This is a genomic window from Bradyrhizobium sp. (genome assembly GCF_047605465.1).
Lineage (GTDB): Bacteria > Pseudomonadota > Alphaproteobacteria > Rhizobiales > Xanthobacteraceae > Bradyrhizobium.
On the sequence record NZ_JASGFS010000012.1, the window covers coordinates 72,412 to 89,636 of the forward strand.

General features: G+C 64.5%; 15 protein-coding genes. 9 read left to right on the plus strand and 6 right to left on the minus strand.

The features are described from left to right. Positions 1-451: 451 nt before the first annotated feature. The 8 genes from QM712_RS13300 to QM712_RS13335 all read left to right on the plus strand — a co-directional run bounded on the left by QM712_RS13300 (position 452) and on the right by QM712_RS13335 (position 9,294). The gene (locus tag QM712_RS13300) at positions 452-2,080 is read left to right on the plus strand and encodes an FAD-dependent oxidoreductase (RefSeq protein WP_415023562.1); all 1,629 of its coding nucleotides are present in this window, start codon (positions 452-454) and stop codon (positions 2,078-2,080) included. Beyond that, entirely contained in the window at positions 2,077-2,397 is a 321-nt protein-coding gene (locus QM712_RS13305) for a 4Fe-4S binding protein (protein WP_415023563.1), read from the plus strand. The genes QM712_RS13300 and QM712_RS13305 overlap by 4 nt, the downstream gene beginning before the upstream one ends. Before the next feature lie 63 nt (positions 2,398-2,460). Beyond that, positions 2,461-3,684: an acyl-CoA dehydrogenase family protein gene (locus tag QM712_RS13310; protein WP_415023564.1), complete on the plus strand. Its 1,224-nt coding sequence runs from the start codon at positions 2,461-2,463 to the stop codon at positions 3,682-3,684. 47 nt (positions 3,685-3,731) lie between these two features. Next, a complete protein-coding gene (locus QM712_RS13315; RefSeq protein ID WP_415023565.1) occupies positions 3,732-4,790 on the plus strand; it encodes an LLM class flavin-dependent oxidoreductase in 1,059 nt (352 codons plus the stop codon). Positions 4,791-4,828: 38 nt separating this feature from the next. Continuing rightward, entirely contained in the window at positions 4,829-5,176 is a 348-nt protein-coding gene (locus tag QM712_RS13320; RefSeq protein ID WP_415023566.1) for a DUF3088 domain-containing protein, read from the plus strand. 194 nt (positions 5,177-5,370) lie between these two features. Beyond that, entirely contained in the window at positions 5,371-5,658 is a 288-nt protein-coding gene (groES, locus tag QM712_RS13325; protein ID WP_415023567.1) for a co-chaperone GroES, read from the plus strand. An 86-nt stretch (positions 5,659-5,744) separates the two neighbouring features. Then, a complete protein-coding gene (groL, locus tag QM712_RS13330) occupies positions 5,745-7,370 on the plus strand; it encodes a chaperonin GroEL (protein ID WP_415023568.1) in 1,626 nt (541 codons plus the stop codon). Between the two features lie 334 nt (positions 7,371-7,704). Beyond that, positions 7,705-9,294: an ABC transporter substrate-binding protein gene (locus QM712_RS13335; protein ID WP_415023569.1), complete on the plus strand. Its 1,590-nt coding sequence runs from the start codon at positions 7,705-7,707 to the stop codon at positions 9,292-9,294. Between the two features lie 16 nt (positions 9,295-9,310). Here QM712_RS13335 and QM712_RS13340 read toward each other — a convergent pair whose 3' ends face one another. From QM712_RS13340 to QM712_RS13355, 4 genes are read right to left on the minus strand one after another with little or no spacing between them, the layout of a single operon-like run. After that, complete coding sequence (locus tag QM712_RS13340; protein ID WP_415023570.1) at positions 9,311-10,249, minus strand: ABC transporter ATP-binding protein; 939 nt, start codon at positions 10,247-10,249, stop codon at positions 9,311-9,313. Then, positions 10,227-11,231, minus strand: coding sequence for an ABC transporter ATP-binding protein (locus tag QM712_RS13345; protein WP_415023571.1), 1,005 nt, complete (start codon positions 11,229-11,231; stop codon positions 10,227-10,229). Before QM712_RS13345 ends, QM712_RS13340 begins: the two co-directional genes overlap by 23 nt. 1 nt (position 11,232) lies before the next feature. Further along, positions 11,233-12,210, minus strand: a complete 978-nt coding sequence (locus QM712_RS13350; RefSeq protein ID WP_415023572.1) for an ABC transporter permease — start codon at positions 12,208-12,210, stop codon at positions 11,233-11,235. Between the two features lie 2 nt (positions 12,211-12,212). Continuing rightward, positions 12,213-13,199: an ABC transporter permease gene (locus QM712_RS13355; protein WP_415023609.1), complete on the minus strand. Its 987-nt coding sequence runs from the start codon at positions 13,197-13,199 to the stop codon at positions 12,213-12,215. Positions 13,200-13,398: 199 nt separating this feature from the next. Between QM712_RS13355 and QM712_RS13360 the strand changes: the two genes are divergently transcribed. Next, positions 13,399-14,601 carry an LLM class flavin-dependent oxidoreductase gene (locus QM712_RS13360; protein ID WP_415023573.1) on the plus strand — a complete coding sequence of 401 codons (1,203 nt, stop codon included), beginning with the start codon at positions 13,399-13,401 and terminating at the stop codon, positions 14,599-14,601. Positions 14,602-14,618: 17 nt separating this feature from the next. On the opposite strand, the gene QM712_RS13365 is transcribed toward QM712_RS13360, so the two are convergent. Next, the gene (locus tag QM712_RS13365) at positions 14,619-16,019 is read right to left on the minus strand and encodes an LLM class flavin-dependent oxidoreductase (protein WP_415023574.1); all 1,401 of its coding nucleotides are present in this window, start codon (positions 16,017-16,019) and stop codon (positions 14,619-14,621) included. A 24-nt stretch (positions 16,020-16,043) separates the two neighbouring features. Next, entirely contained in the window at positions 16,044-17,225 is a 1,182-nt protein-coding gene (locus QM712_RS13370) for an acyl-CoA dehydrogenase family protein (protein ID WP_415023575.1), read from the minus strand.

The window sequence follows — 17,225 nt, forward strand, 5'->3', positions numbered from 1 at the left end:
TTCCCCGCGTGTTCATCCGCGTTGACGCGCAATGCCGTGGATTGCTCAAGGCTCCATTCGGGCGCGTGCGAGCCTGCTCGCGGAGGGGCGCAACGATCGACGCTTCAATCCGCCAAAGGATGGCGCGCGATGATGCCTTGATCGGCACGCGACCGGGATTGAGGACGACGACGTCCTCCACGATGCGATCGGCGACAAAAGCGTTTCCGCGGTGTCATGGGTGATCAACAAGCACAGCGGAGCGACGCTGTTCGTGCGCCGCCGGCAACTGCTCCGTGGCGCGCGATCGATGCGACCGATGGTCGAACGGATTCTTCTTCCGTGCCGGGCTCGATGGGAAGCTTCATCTAACTCACGCCCGATATCCGAAATTGCCAGAGGCGCTGTCTCGCGCGATCCTTGTTGCGCCGCGGACATCGCGCCGCGCACAGAATCGATCCGGAGCCAAACAATGACGAACCCACCCAGCCGCGCCGAGAAGCTATCGAGCTCGGCAGGATCCGTTGCGTTCGATGCGGACGTGCTGGTGCTCGGTGGCGGTCCCGCCGGGACATGGGCTGCGATCAGTGCCGCGGAGCAGGGCGCGCGTGTCGTGCTGGCGGATAAAGGGTTCTGCGGCACGTCCGGAGCGACCGCCGCGGCCGGGACCGGCGTGTGGTACGTCGATCCGATTCCCGAACGCCGCGAGGCGGCGATGGCCAGCCGGGAGAAGCTCGGTGGCCATCTCCAGGATCGGCGCTGGATGGCGCGCGTCCTGGACCGGACCTATGCCCAGAGCAATCAGCTCGCCGATTGGGGCTATCCGTATCCCACCGACGACAGCGGCAAGCCGCAGCGGAATTCGCTCCAGGGGCCGGAATATATGCGTCTGATGCGCAAACGAACCAAGCAGGCCGGCGTCACCATCCTCGATCATTCCCCTGCGCTCGAACTGCTGGTTGACGGAAATGGCGCGGTTGCCGGCGCCGCGGGCTTGCGGCGTCAGAAGGGAGACCGTTGGACGGTCAACGCCAGGGCCGTGGTGATCGCGACCGGCGGATGCGCCTTTCTGAGCAAGACGCTGGGCTCGAACGTGCTGACCGGCGACGGCTATCTCCTTGCGGCAGAAGCAGGCGCGGAATTCACCAGCATGGAATTCTCGAACGCCTACGCGATTTCTCCGGCATTCGGATCTGTGACCAAGACCCTGTTCTACAGCTGGGCGAGCTTCACCGATGAAGAGGGCAGCATCATCCCGGGAGCATCCTCGAAGGGGGGCCGTTCGGTGATCGCACGTTCGCTGCGGAAGGGAGCCGTGTACGCCCGACTGGATCAGGCGGACGCGGAGACGCAGCATCAGATGCGCGTATCTCAGCCGAATTTCTTCCTTCCATTCGACCGAACCGGCATCGATCCCTTTACGCAACGCTTTCCCGTCACGCTGCGTCTCGAGGGAACGGTCCGCGGCACGGGAGGCCTGCGGATCGTCGACGACAGCTGCGCGACGACCGTTCCGGGCCTCTACGCGGCGGGTGATGCCGCAACGCGCGAGCTGATCTGCGGTGGATTTACCGGCGGCGGCAGCCACAACGCCGCCTGGGCAATGTCCTCGGGATATTGGGCCGGCCAGGGCGCCGCCGAGTTCGCGCACCAGCTGGGTGCGACCGTCGGGCGTCAGGCATTCCGGCGCGGCACCATTGGCCTGCGCTCCGGCCACGGGCGAGCATTGCAGCCAGCCGGGCTCGCACAGAATGTCCAGGACGAGGTTTTTCCCTACGAGCTGAATTATTTCCGCGAGGCCGGCCGGCTGGGCGACTCGCTGCGGCGCCTGGACGCGCTGTGGTCGGCGGCGTCGGACGCGGCCGCATCGGACGAGCAGGATCTGCTTCGCACGCGCGAGGCGGCTGCCATGCTCGCGACCGCACGCTGGATGTATCGCAGCGCCCTGGCGCGCAAGGAGAGCCGGGGAATGCATCGCCGCGACGATTATCCCGCCCCGGACGACAGCTATCTTCACCTGGTCACGACGGGCGGGCTCGATGACGTCTGGACATCGACGCGTCCGGTGGCGCCCGCCCATTATTCGGAGGCCGCGGAATGATCGAGGTCATCGATTCGGAGCGCTGCACCTCCTGCGATATCTGCGTCAACGTGTGCCCGACGAACGTCTTCGACAAGACTGACGGCATTCCCAGGATCGCGCGTCAGAACGACTGCCAGACCTGCTTCCTTTGCGAGCTTTATTGTCCTGAGGACGCCATGTTCGTCTCGCCATTCGCGGACGCGCCCCAGCAGGTCGATGTCGCCGCTTTGAAGGAGACGAGCCTGTTGGGCAGCTATCGGCGCGCGGTCGGCTGGGTCGATGAGAGCCGCCACTTGCGGGCGGCGGACCGCAGCTATCGGCTGTTCGGGCATTGAAGACGACGTCAATCGTTCCGGCGCCGGGAAGCCCCGGTGCGTGAACGGCCTGGAAGGATGATCATGTCGCAGATTGATCTGGCCTGGGGCAGTGGACCCTCGGCGCGCTACGAGGCGCTCGCCGCGCCGTTTCGGCCATTGTTCAAGTCGATCAGAGAGGGCGCGGTGGCACGCGATCAGGAACGCCGCCTGCCTTACGATGAGATCAAGGCGCTGCGGGACGCAGGCTTCACGGCGGTTCGCGTGCCGAAGGATTTCGGCGGCGCCGGAGCCAACCTCCCGGAGCTGTTCAATCTCCTGATCGAATTGTCCGAGGCCGATTCCAACGTGACCAACGCGGTCCGTTCGCATTTCGGCTTCACCGAGGACGTCGTCAATTCGCCCGATCCAAAGCGCCGCGAATTGTGGTTGCGCCGCATCGGCGACAAGGCGTTCTTCGGCAACGGCCATAGCGAGATCGGCGACACCAAACTGCAGGCGTTCTCGACGACGGTGTCGGCCAAGAACGGTCAGCTGGTGCTGAACGGCAAGAAATATTACACCACCGGGACGCTGTTCGCCGATTGGATCAACATCGCCGCGCAGCACGAGAATGGCGATCCGGTCGGCGTGGTGGTGTCGCGCCATGCGCCCGGTGTCGAGGTCCTCGACGATTGGGACGGTTTCGGCCAGGCGCTGACCGCAAGCGGGACGACGTTGTTCTCGGACGTTCCGGTCGAGGGCAACCGGGTGATCCCTGTCAACGAGCGCTTCAAATACTCCAATCCGTTCTACCAGCTCGTCCATCTCGCGACGCTTGCCGGCATCGCCCGCGCGGCGGCCAACGACGTCGCGGGGATCGTCAGGAAGCGAACCCGGGTCTTCAGTCATGGAAACGGCAACAGCGCCGCGACTGATCCGCAGATTCTTCAGGTCATCGGAAGGGTTCGCGGCAACGCCTATGCGGCAGGCGCGATCGTCCTGAAGGTCGCCGAGTCGTTGCAGCGTGCGCACGAAGCCCAGCTCGCCGGCGACGCCGATCGCATTGTGGCGGCAATCGCGATCGCCGAGATCGAGCTCGATCAGGTCGTGACCGTGGTGTCGGATCTGGTGCTGGAGGCGACGACGATCATCTTCGACGCGCTCGGTGCGTCTTCGACGGCGAAGAATCTCGCGCTCGATCGTTACTGGCGCAATGCCCGGACGATCGCGACGCATAATCCGCGCGTCTATCGCGATCGTATCGTGGGCGACTTTGCCGTCAACGGGACGCCGCCGCCCGGGCAATACCGGATCGGGACACCATGAACCGGCTCCGGCGTGTGGCGCATCCCGACTGACGAGGAGCTGAAGCGATGGCGTCCCCTTTGCGATTTGGCGTATGGGCCCTGACCCACGGCAGTTGGGCGTCGCGGCACCATCCTCTCGACCCGCCGGATGCATCCTGGAAGCGCGTCAGCCGCCAAATCCGCGAGGCCGAGGCGCTCGGCTACGAATCGACTCTGCTGGCGCAACACATCATTCATCCCAGCGGCGATGATCAGGATCTGCTGGAGAACTGGACCGGCGCTGCCGCATTGGCCGCGGTGACCGGCAAGATCGAGTTGATTTCCGCGATCAAGCCGCTGCTGGTTCATCCGGTGGTGCTGGCGAAGATGGCGCTTCAGATCGAGGACATCAGCCAGGGCCGGTTCGGGATCAATCTGGTGAATGCCTGGTACAAGCCCGAACTGGAGCGTTCGGGCATCGGATTTCCCGATCACGATGACCGCTATGCCTATGGGCGCGAATGGATCGAGATCGTAAGGGAGCTGACGGCGGGCAAGCGCGTCGACTTCCAGGGTCGGCATTTCCACATCGAAGCCTACCAGCTCCGTCCGGGCGACAGGTTTCGTCCTCGACCGACGGTCTATCTCGGAGGCGAATCCGAAGCGGCGCGGGCGCTGGCGGCGGAATCCGCCGACGTCTATTTCATGAACGGGCAGCCGTTCGACGACATTCGCGCGCTGATCCAGGATGTCGCGCGCAGGCCGCGCCGCGGCCCGCCGATCCGCTTCGGGATGTCCGCCTTCGTGGTCGCGCGCGGGAGTGACGCGGAGGCGCAGGACGAGCTCGCGGAGCTGTTCGCGATTTCCGAGCAGGACAAGCCGACCCGTGCTCGCCTGGTCGGCAATGCGGATCCGGAGGCGCAGATGTTCAGGACGGCGGCGAAGGAGGCGAGGGTCGGCACGAACGGTGGCACCTCGGCGCGGCTGGTCGGGAGCTACGACACGGTCGCCGAACGCATCCTGGCGTTCAACGCCATCGGCGTTGAGCTGTTCATGCTTCAGTTCCAGCCGGTCGACGCGAACATGCGGCGTTTTGCGGAGCACGTCATTCCGCGCGTCCGGTGGCTGCAGGCGAGGGCGGCCTGAACCATCGCACGACGAGTGCTGAATTTCGGAGAGCGGCCATGAGCGGAGATCGCCTTTTCCTGTTGAAGCCGGGATTTGAAGATCCGGCGCAACCCGGACGGTTTTTCGTCTGTCCCCACTGCAACGCGATCGAGGGACTGCTGGCGTCCTTCCCCGGCTTGGCGACGCAGATCGAGGTGCACCGCCTGCCGTTCCCGCGGCCGCGATCGGCGATCGTCGACATCCTGGGCGAGCAGCATCAATCGCTGCCGGTCCTGGTCTTCGACCAGAGCCGGCCCGTGCCCGAGGATGCGGACGTCGCCAACGGCTGGCGTTTCATCGACACGACGGAGCGGATCCTTCGCTATCTCGGCGACCGCTACGCGTTTCCGTACATCCATCACTGAGCGTCACGAAATCCATCGGTCGAAAAATTCTCGCGGCCGGCATTCGATCCGCGCAATCCGTCTCTTTTCTCGTTTCAATTTGCCATGGACAGGATGTGACCCCGACCATAACGTTTTGTGATCGTCCGCGATCAGGCAGCAGCGAATGTCGATGGCGCGCAACAGTAACGCAAGACTATTCAAGGTGAATCCCGATGAGTTTTCGACCATTGCATGATCGCGTGGTGATCCGCCGTATCGAGGAGAGCAACAAGACGAAGGGAGGGATCATCATTCCCGACACGGCCAAGGAGAAGCCGCAGGAGGGCGAGGTCGTCGCGGTTGGAAGCGGGGCGCGGGACGAGACCGGCAAGCGTCATCCGCTCGACGTCAAGAAGGGTGACCGGGTCCTGTTCGGAAAATGGTCGGGCACCGAAGTGAAGATCGATGGCGAGGATCTGCTGATCGCCAAGGAATCCGACATTCTGGGCGTGATCGCCTGACACCCGACCCGACCTAACAATCACAGGTGCCGTGACAACCCGCGCATCGCGCGGGACAGGGCACGCATGTCCGAAAGGAAACGATTATGGCTGCAAAAGATGTGAAATTCTCGGGTGATGCTCGCGATCGCCTGCTGCGCGGCGTGGACGTCCTCGCCAATGCCGTCAAGGTCACGCTCGGGCCGAAGGGGCGCAACGTCGTCATCGAGAAGTCGTTCGGGGCACCCCGCATCACCAAGGACGGTGTCACGGTCGCCAAGGAGATCGAGCTCGAGGACAGGTACGAGAACATCGGTGCTCAGCTTCTTCGCGAGGTGGCATCCAAGACCAACGACCTCGCGGGTGACGGCACCACGACTGCGACCGTCCTGGCACAGGCGATCGTTCGCGAGGGCGCCAAGGCGGTCGCGGCCAGCCTCAACCCGCTCGATCTGAAGCGAGGTATCGACATCGCGGTGGCCGAAGCGATCAAGGACATCGAGAAGCGGGCGCGAAAGGTTCAATCCTCGGACGAGGTCGCCCAGGTCGGCACCATCTCGGCCAATGGCGACGCCGAGGTCGGCAAGATCATCGCGAATGCCGTGAAGAAGGTCGGAAACGACGGTGTCATCACGGTGGAGGAGGCAAAGAGCCTCGATACCGAGCTCGATGTCGTCGAGGGCCTTCAGTTCGATCGCGGCTACCTGTCGCCTTATTTCGTCACGAACTCGGAGAAGCTGCTCGTCGAGTTCGAGGACGCCTATATCCTGATCCACGAAGCCAAGCTCAATTCGCTTCACCCGCTGTTGCCCGTTCTGGAGGCCGTGGCCCAGTCGGGCAAGCCGTTGCTGATCGTCGCAGAGGATGTCGAGGGCGAGGCGCTCGCGACGCTGGTCGTCAACAGGCTGCGGGGCGGGCTCAAGGTCGCTGCCGTCAAGGCGCCGGGGTTCGGCGACCGGCGGAAAGCCCAGCTCGAAGACATTGCGATATTGACCGGCGGACAGACGATCTCGGAGGAGCTCGGTATCAAGCTGGAGAAGGTGGCTCTGTCCCAGCTCGGGCGGGCCAAACGGATCCGGATCGACAAAGAGAATACCACGGTCGTCGGCGGTGCCGGAAAGCGCAAGGACATCGACGCCCGGATCGCGCAGATCAGGGCGCAGGTCGAAGAGACCACGTCGGATTATGATCGCGAGAAGCTGCAGGAACGCCTGGCAAAACTGTCTGGCGGCGTCGCTGTGATCCGGGTCGGCGGAGCGACCGAAGTCGAAGTCAAGGAACGCAAGGATCGCGTCGATGATGCCCTGAATGCGACCCGGGCCGCGATCGCGGAAGGCATCGTGCCGGGAGGTGGCGTGGCGCTGTTGCGCGCGAAGGCCGCGATCGGCCGGTTGACGCATGCCAACCCGGACGTACAGGCCGGCATCAACATCGTGCTCAAGGCCCTGGAAAGCCCGATCCGGCAGATCGCCGAGAATGCCGGCGTCGAGGGATCCATTGTCGTCGGCAAGATCCTCGAGAACAGGTCGCCGACATTCGGATTCGATGCACAGAACGAGAAGTACGTGGACCTCATCGATGCGGGCATCGTCGATCCCGCGAAAGTCGTGCGGACCGCTCTGCAGGACGCGGCCTCCATCGCGTCGCTCATCGTGACGACGGAAGCGTTGGTCGCGGAGCTGCCGAAGGACAAAGCCGGAATTGCGGCTCCCGGAGCGGGGGGAGAGTTCTGAGCCGGCAGGCCGGGGTGGGGGTGGTCTGTCGCTCGGAACGGCTGTCGCGTGAGCTCACGATCGGATGGCGGTCTGGATCGTGGGTCTCACGCGACAGTCTTTTTCCAGATCGTGAATGATGAGGGCGCGATGGGCGTGCCCGGGATTGATATTGAAGAGGGAAGGCAGTGTCTTACGACAGAGTGAAACCGGCGCACCGGCGGTTGGCCGGCTCGGCGCGGGCAGCAGCGCGCCTCGGGCGCTTCGCCTTGTACCGCGGCCCTGAAGCCGTCCACGACCATCCGCACGAGTGCCACGGATGGATTGTCGACCTCTTCGGATCCGGGAGCGCATCATGACACGGATCTCGCGGCGAGGCTTTGTTGCGGGGACGGCTGCGCTCGCGGCTTTGTCTCCGATCCGCGCGCAGGAGGGCGCTCCCCGTTCCGGAGGACGCCTGTCCTTCGTCATTCATCCTGAGCCGACCACCCTTGTGTGCTTCAACACGACCGAGGGGCCTGCGATCCAGGCGAGCACCAAGGTCGTCGAAGGTCTCCTGACCTACGATTTCGACCTCAATCCCAAGCCTCAGCTTGCGACCGCCTGGACCGTCAGCGACGACGGCCTCGAGTATCGGTTCGAACTCCGCCGGAACGTGAAGTGGCACGACGGACGGCCGTTTACTGCGGCTGACGTCGTCTATTCGGTGGGCCTGTTGAGGTCGGCGCATCCGCGCGGCCGGACCACCTTCGCGAACCTGCTCGAAGCGACGGCCGTCGACGACAACACCGTCGTCCTGAAGCTGTCCAAACCGGCGCCATATCTGCTCTACGCACTCGCAGCCGGCGAGTCCCCGATCGTGCCGCGGCATGTCTATGAGGGCAAGGGCGATCCGCTCCAGAACCCGAACAACCGCGCGCCCATCGGCACGGGTCCGTTCGTGTTCAAGGAATGGGTTCTCGGCAACTACGTCAGCTATGTGCGCAATCCGAACTATTGGGACAGCCCCAAGCCCTATCTCGAGGCATTGCTGGTTCGCGTGATACCGGACGGAGCGGCGCGCGCCGTCGCGTTCGAGACCGCCGAACTCGATCTGGGTGGATCGACGCCGGTGTCTCCGCTGGATCTCGAGCGCTTCCAGAAGATTCCACATCTCGGGCTCGAGACGCGCGGCTACGAATATTCGCCGACATTGTACGGCCTCGAGTTCAACCTGGATCATCCCATCCTCAGCAACGTCCGGGTCCGCAAGGCGATCGCGCACGCGGTCGATCCATCCGTCATCCTGAATGTGGCCTGGTACGGCCTCGGGGAGCGAACGGCCAGCATCGTGAGCCCGACCCTGAAGCGGTTCTACAATTCCAAGGTGCCGACCTATGCCTACGATCCGAAGGCCGCCGCTCGCCTCCTCGACGACGCCGGATACCCGCTGAAGGGACGGTGGCGATTTGCCCTGACGCACGACTTCCAGCCCTTCGGCGAGAACTTCAAGCGCAGCGGCGAGGCGCTCAAGAGCGCGCTTGCCGCCGTCGGCATCGACGTTACCGTGCGCGGGCAGGATTTCCCGAGCTATCTCAAGCGCGTGTATACCGATCGCGACTACGATTTCACGTTCCATCCGTTCACGAACATGTTCGATCCGACCGTCGGCCTGCAGCGGTTCTTCACCAGCGACAATTACCGGAAGGGGGTCGCCTTCACCAATGCAAGCCATTACGCCAATCCGGAGATCGACAGGCTCTTTGCGGAAATTGCCGTGGAGGCGGACGCCGTGAAGCGCAAGGCGTCGATCGACCGCTTCCAGGAGATCGTCGCCGACGAACTCCCGGTTCTTCCGCTGATGCTGAGCAAGCCCGTGACCGTCTACAACAAGCGGGTGGTCGGACACACCGTCGATAGCGCCGGGCCGCAGGGCAATTTCGCCGATATCTGGCTGCGGTCCTGACCGCAGCCTAGCTCCCTTAAGGGGTGGCGTGGTGGCAAGCCACGCTCTGGCCTGACGGGCCCTTGCGCAGTTCGGGATCCTGCTGCGCGCACAAATCGGTCGCCATCGGGCAGCGCGGTTGGAAACGGCAGCCTGTGCCCGCGCTGCGGGGGTCCGGCAGGTCTCCGGGCAGGGGAGCGGCATATCGGCGGCGCGACGGGTCCGGCACGGCGTCGATCAGTGCGCGCGTATAGGGATGGAGCGGATTTTTCCAGATCTGCTCATGACTGCCGCTCTCGACGATGCGGCCGAGATACATCACCAGAACCCGGTCCGACAGATATCGCACCACCGAAAGATCGTGCGAGATGAACAGCAACGACAGCTTCAGGCTGCGCTTGATGTCGGCGAGCAGATTCAGGACCTGGGCCTGAACCGAAAGATCGAGCGCGGAGACCGGTTCGTCGCAGATGATCAGGTCCGGCCCCAGGATGAGGGCACGCGCGATGCCTATCCGCTGCCGCTGGCCACCCGAGAATTCGTGAGGATAGCGCGAGGCCGAATCCTCGGGCAGGCCGACCTGCGAGAGGATCTCGCCGACCCGCTGCCGGCGTTCGCTGCGCGAGCCCACGCGGTGAACGTCGAGCGGCGCGCCAAGGATGTCCCCGATCGTGTGCCGCGGGTTGAGCGATGCGAACGGATCCTGGAACACCATCTGCAGCCTGCGGCGATAGGAGCGCAGGCGCTGGTCCGGCAATGCGGTGAGATCGGTTCCGTCGAACGTGATGCTGCCTCCGGACGGCTCGACCAGCCTGAGGATGGTCTTGCCCAGGGTAGACTTGCCGCAGCCGGACTCTCCGACGAGGCCAACGGTCTCGCCCGGAGCGATATCGAACGAAACGCCGTCGACAGCGTGGACCGGCGTCGAGCCCGAGCGATAGGTTGTCCTGAGTTCAGAGACTGACAGCAGCGTCATGGGGCGTTCCGTGAGAGTCGTGGACGAGGTCGGCATGGCAGGCTACGCGGCGCGCCGGCCCTGTTTGCCGTTCGGACGGGAATTGGGTTCGGCAGGGTGCAAGCCGCTCCGAGCATCGCGGCGAGAACGGGCAGCCTTGCTGGTTTGCGGCAGAGGCGATGCTGCCGGGAATTTCGGCCAATCTGGCGTTCCGGTAGTGCAGCCGGTCATGCAGGCGCGGCGAGGCAGCCAAAAGGCCGCGCGTATACGGATGAAGAGGGCGCGCGAACAGCTCGCCGGGCGAGGCTTCCTCGACCTTGCGCCCCGCATACATGACGACGACACGGTCGGCCCATTGGCCGACCAGGCCGAGATCGTGGGTGATGAGCAGGAGCGAGAGCGACAATTCACGGCGCAGCCGGTCGAGCAATTCGAGCACCTGCGCCTGGATGGTCACGTCGAGCGCCGTCGTCGGTTCATCGGCAATCAGGATCTTCGGCTGGCACGCCACTGCGATCGCGATCATGACGCGCTGGCGCATTCCCCCGGACAGGCGGTGCGGATAGTCGTCGAGACAGCGCTCCGGATTGGGTATTCGAACGAGGTCGAGCAGCGCCGCCGCTTCGCGGCGTGCCTGTGCCCTGGTCAGTCCGCGATGCAGGCTGAGCACCTCCGTGATTTGCCGCCCGATCGTCAGCACCGGATTGAGCGACGTCATGGGTTCCTGGAAGATCATCGCGATGTCGCGGCCCCGCCGGCGCCGCATCTCGATATCGGACAATGCGAGGAGATCTTCCTCACCGAGCCGGACACGTCCGGACGCGATGCGCGCCGTCTTCGGCAACAGCTGCATCAGGGCCAGCGCGGTCAGGGACTTGCCGGAGCCGGACTCGCCGACGACGGCGAGCGTCTCTCCCGGTGCAACGGCAAAGCTCAGATTCCGGACCGGCGTGGCGCCCGGAAAGCTGATGGTGAGATCCTGGATGTCGAGCAGGGCGGTCACGTCAGCGCTCCCGGCTGAGGCGAGGATTGAGAACGTCCGTCAAACCGTCGCCGATCAGGTTCAACGACAGCACGGTGAAGACGATGACGACACCTGGCAGGGCCGTGAGGTACCAGGCCGTCCTGATCAGCTCGCGACCGGAGCCGATCATGCTACCCCAGCTCACGACATTGGGATCGCCGAGACCGAGGAACGACAACGCGGCTTCCATCAGGATCGCCGAAGCGACCATGACCGATGCCGTGACGATGATCGCCGGCAGCGCATTGGGCAATATCTCGCGGACAACGATCCGGGCGTGACCGAAACCAAGGCTTCTTGCCGCCATCACGAATTCCTTCTCGCGAAGCACCCTGAATTCCGCTCGCACGAGGCGGGCAATCGTCGGCCACGTGACCAGTCCGATGGCCCAGGTCACGGTGACGATGGATGGCTGGGCGATCGCGACGAGGACGACGAGCAGGATGAAGCTCGGCACCGTCTGGAACAGCTCGATCACGCGGACGAGAATGTCGTCGACACGGCCACCGCGATATCCGGCGGTTGCGCCGACGAGGATGCCGACCGTGAGCCCGATCGTGGTTGCGACGAACCCGATCAGAAGCGAGACGCGCGCGCCGTGCATCAGGCCTGCGGCCACATCGCGGCCGAGCGAGTCCGTTCCAAGCGGATAGGCGAGATCCTGCCCCGGCCACAGCAATGGCCGCGCCACCATGCCGAGCGGATCGGACGGATAGAGCACGGGCGCCAGCGCCGCGGCGGCGACGATGGACAGCAACAGCAGGGCGCCGGCGACGAACGACGGATTTCGCCGGAGACGGCGCAACAAGTGAGGCCGCACACGCTCCACCTCGGTGGCGACGACATGCGTGTCCGGCGCGTGGATATTGGGCCAGTCGGCATCATCCGGCACGGGAGTCGGAACGTTGGGAGTGCTTCGCTTGGTCGATGCGGTCGATTGGAGAGCGGTGCCGGCCATGATCATCGGGTCTCGATGCGAGGGTCGAGCCAGGCCTGAACGAGATCGACCGTCATGTTGGCGATGATCACGAGCAGGGAGGACAGGAGGAGGATGCCGAGAAGCACGCTGAAGTCGCGGCTCATCACCGCCTCGAAGGCGAGACGGCCGAGCCCCGGCCAGCTGTAGACGGTTTCGACCACCACGGCGCCGCCGAGCAGGCCGCCGAAATGCATGCCGGCAACGGTGGTGACCGGCAGCAACGCGTTGCGCAGGACGTGGCGCACCGTGATGGTGAGTGGCGACAGACCCTTGGCCGCGGCCGTGCGGACGTAGTCCTGGGCCTGGGCCTCGAGCATCGCGGTGCGCGCAAGCCTGGAATAGATCGCGATGTAGAAAAGCGCGAGCGACAGCGCGGGAAGAACCATGTAGCGCGCCCGATCGAGCAGGGCGGCGACCCCGCCATTGGTCGAACCGATCGTCGTCGAGCCGCCGCTGGGCAGCCATCCCAGCTTGACGGAGAATAGCAGGATCAGCATGAGGCCGATCCAGAAGCCGGGGACCGAGTAGAGCAGCGTCACGACGATCGAGATCACTCGGTCCGGCCATCGTCCCGCGTACGTGGCCATGACAATGCCGAGCGCGATACCGCCGGCGAGCGCGATGATCAGGGCGGTCGCCATGAGGGCGACCGTGCCAGGCAGGCGCTGTCCGATGATGTCGGCAACAGGCAGATTATATCGTGGCGAGTAGCCAAGGCTGAAGTGAACGAGATTATCCAGATAGGCGATGAGCTGCACGAGCACGGGCTGATCCAGGCCGAAGCGTGCGCGCAAAGCCGCGACCGTTTCCATCGTCGCCGATCCCGACTCTCCGGCCAGGACATCGGCGGCATCGCCGGGAGCGAGCTGCAGAAGAAAAAAATTGATGATGACGATTCCGATCACGGTCGGAACGGCCTGCCATATCGTTCGACGCAAACTGTTTGCGATGCGCTGGATGCTCGACATGTTTCTTCTAACTTTCGAGATGGGCCAACAAAATGCTTTTGATCGCGGTCCGGCGCGCGAGCGGCGACATCGCCACGCTGTCGTTGTGGTGCGGTTGACAAGGCCGAAGGCCGATATCAACGTCGATGCACGCGCGTGCGATCGTGTCGACACTGCGAACCGGCAGCGAACGGCGCGCATCATCAAGGCGGATGTGATCATGACGATAGTACACAAGCCCGGCGAAATCGTCGGCTGGCCTGTCTTCCCGAGCCCGGCGCAATATCCCGACAGCCCGCTGGCGAGATCGCTGAAGCAGCCGTTGCTGCTCGGCTTGTTTCTTCCGATCCAGGCCGGTGGCTGGAGCGCATCGACGCTGCCACGTTCGACCACCTGGACTTTCGACTACAATCGCGATCTGACGCTCGCGGCCGAAGCCTTCGGCTTCGATCTCGTCTTTGCCTTGTCGCAATGGCTGCCGAAAGGCGGCTATGGCGGCGTGTTCAGCGGCCAGGCGCTCGATTCCTTCATCACGACGGCGTCGCTCGCCGCGGTGACGTCGCGGATCATGCTGATCTCGACCATCCATGTGCTTTACGGTCCCATCCATCCCCTGCATCTCGCCAAATACGGCGCGACGCTGGACCACATCTCGGGAGGGCGCTGGGGCATCAACGTCGTGACCGGCCATCGCGCCGTCGAGCACGAAGCGTTCGGCTGGAATCAGATCGAGCACGACAGGCGTTATGAACTGGCCGCCGAATTCCTGGAGGTATTGCAGCGGCTGTGGAACGACGAGGAGAACTTCTCGTTCTCCGGACAGTCGTCCTGGCGCCTCAGCAATGCGTTCGTGACGCCCAAGCCGCGATTTGGCCGACCGATCCTGGTCAACGCGACCGGGTCGGATGCTGGAATCTCTTTCGCCGGCCGCTATTCCGACATCGTGTTCATCACCAGCCCCGAGGGCTCGTCCTTCGAGAGCGCCATCGAAGTGCTGCCGGCCCATGCGCAGCGCGTCAAGCAGTCGGCCATCGATGTCGGCCGCGAGGTTCGCACCTTGCTGAACCCCATGGTCATTTGCCGCGAGACCGAACGGGAGACCTGGCAGTATCACGACGCCATCGTCGCCGGTCTCGATCCGGCGGCCAGCATGCAGAACTTCGCCAGCGATGCGCATGCCTGGAAGGGGCGCGTGGGCCGGGATGCGCCCAAGCGACGCGCGATCGGCGGCAACATCGAGGTGATCGGCACGCCCGAACAGGTCGTGGAGCAGTTCGTGCAGCTCAAGAAGGCCGGAATCGACGGGCTTCAGCTCAGCTTCTTCGACTTCAAGCCGGATCTCGACTTCTTCGGCCGGCGCGTGCTCCCGCTGATGGAGCAGGCCGGGCTGCGCCATGCCGTGCCGAAGCTCGCGGTCGGGTGAGCAGGAGTGCATGAGATCTAGGCCGATGTGGGCTCACGCTGCGGCTCGGCTGCAGCGTGATGACGAAACCGGGCGGCGGGATGCGACGAGGGCAGGCGGGCCCGGCCGGCGCCAAAGATCTTCTCGCGTAGGGTGCCCGACGCATACTCGGTCTTGTAGACGCCGCGTCGCTGCAATTCGGGTACGACGAGTTCGGCAAAGTCCTGATAGCCGCCGGGCGTCACCGCGTAGCTGAGGTTGAAGCCGTCGATGTCGGTCTCGTCGACCCAGGACTGAAGCTGATCGGCGACCTCGGTGGGCGATCCCACAATCACCGGGCCGCGTCCGCCGATGCCGTTGTGCTCGATGATCTCGCGGATCGTCCACGGCCGCTCCGCGCGCGAGAACGAGTCGATCATCGACGTGACCGCGTTGTCCTTCTTCACCGTCGGGAAGGGATCGTCGAGGCTGTAACGGGAGAGATCTAGTCCGGTCCAGCCCGACAACAGGGCGAGCGAGCCCTTCGGATCGATGTAGCGCTGGTAGTCGCGGTACTTTGCCTCGGCTTCGGCGCGGGTCTCGCCCACGATGACGGTCACGAGGGCATAGAAGCGGATGTCCCGGGCATCACGGCCGAAGGCGCGGGCACGGGCTCTGGTTTCGGCCACGTTCGTCGCTGTCGGCGCCTTCGAATGGTCGCCGAGAAAGACCGCTTCCGCGTGCCGCGCAGCAAAATCCTTGCCGCGATTGGAGGCGCCGGCCTGAAACAAGAAGGGCGTCCGCTGCGGCGAGGGATGCACCAGGTGGATCGCGTCGATCTTGAAGTGAGCGCCGTGATGGTGGACTTTCCGGATCCGGGACGGATCGGCAATGATGCTCCGGACCGGATCGACGACGACGGCTTCGTCGTCCCAGCTTCCTTCCCAAAGCGCATAGACGGCATCGAGGAATTCATCGGCGAGGTCGTAGCGCGGGTCATGCGCCATGATGCTGTCGCGGCCGACGGCGCGCGAGGCCGCGTTGGAATAGCCGGTAACGATATTCCAGGCGACGCGTCCCTGGGTCAGGTGGTCGAGCGTCGAGAACCGGCGCGCCAGCGTGAAAGGCGGCTCGTACGACACGGGCGCGGTGATGCCCAGGCCCAGATGCTTCGTGACATGCGCCATGGCCGAAACCAGCAGCATGGGATCGAGCTTCGGGATCTGCGCGCCGGTGCTGAGGGCCGCATCGGCTGTTCCGGCATAGACGTCGTGGATGCCGATCCCGTCCGCGATGAAGATGGAGTCGAACTTGCCGGCCTCGAGGGTCTTGGCGACGTCGGTCCAATAGTCGAGCGTTGAGAAATCGAGCGAGCGGTCGTTGGGATGGCGCCACAGTCCGGGAGAGAGATGGACCGGGCTGAAGATGGCAAAGCCATTGACTTGGATGATCTTGGACACGGCGAAGTCTCGTCAGGTGGGCGGTTACTGGAAGGCGGAGGGGTCTGGATGGGCGCCGGTGAGAAACCAGTTCCCGACGTTGCGCGTCTTGTATTCCGCCGGATTGTGCAGCGTGTGGATGCGCACATTGCGCCAGAAGCGATCGTAGCCGTTGGCGATCGTCGCCGAGCGCGCGCCCATGACCTCGAAGATGCGGCTGGTGACGTCGAGCGCGACTTCGCCGGCGTGAACGTTGGCGCCTGCGATCACGACGGAGGCCTCGCCGCGCTCCTGCGCGGTGAGGTCGCGGCCGCGAGACCAGACACGTTCGAGCGTCGCTGCGGCCTCGTCCGCGAGGAGGGTTGCCGCCTTTACCCGCGTGTAGAGCTCGCCATAGACCCGCCTGATCCAGGGATCATCGGTGTGCCTCTCGACCCCCGAATGGAGCCAGGGCCGGGACTTGTCGCGCGTGTAGTCACGCGCGGTGATCAGGGCGCCCTGCGCGCTGCCGATGAAGACGTTGAGCAGTGTGGATTGCTGCAGAAACGGGGTGATGGTCTGATAAGGGCGACCGCCGTCCGGCTTGTGGTCCAGCACCTCGTTGCGATGGACCCGCACGCCCGTGTAGGTCACCCGGCCGCTTCCGGTCTGCCGCTGCCCGAACCCGTCCCAGTCGTTCTCGATCCGGATGCCGTCGCGCGTGGCTGGAATGGCGGCGAAGCCGCGCGCGTTGGTTTCGTGGTCCTCCCAGGCAACCTGGAGATAGTCGGCGATGTGGGACCCCGATGTGAAGGGACGATAGCCGTCGAGGACGACGCCCTCGCTGTCCCTGCGGCCGAACAGGCTTTTCGAGAAGCTGTTGGCGGTGTTGCCCCAAAACCAGTTGCCGGCGGCCGAGCGGCGGAAGATATCCGCGGCCTGCTCCGTCGTGCCGCGCAGATGGGCCGCATGCTGCGAGCCGAAGTGATACCCGTAGAGATGGCCGAGCGCGCCGTCCACCTTGGCGAATTCGCGGACGATCTTGAGCGCCGTCGACCATGTCTCGCCCGAGCCGCCGAATTCTTGCGGAATCAGAAGATTGAGCAAGCCGCTCGCCTTGAGAAGCGCCAGCTGCTCGAGCGGCCTGCCGCCGGCGCGGTCGCGCTCGGCGGCGTCCCGGGCGAAGATCTCACGCAGGCCGGCGGCTTTGGCGAAAGAGGGATTCGACGTGTCGAGTTCGAAAGTCAC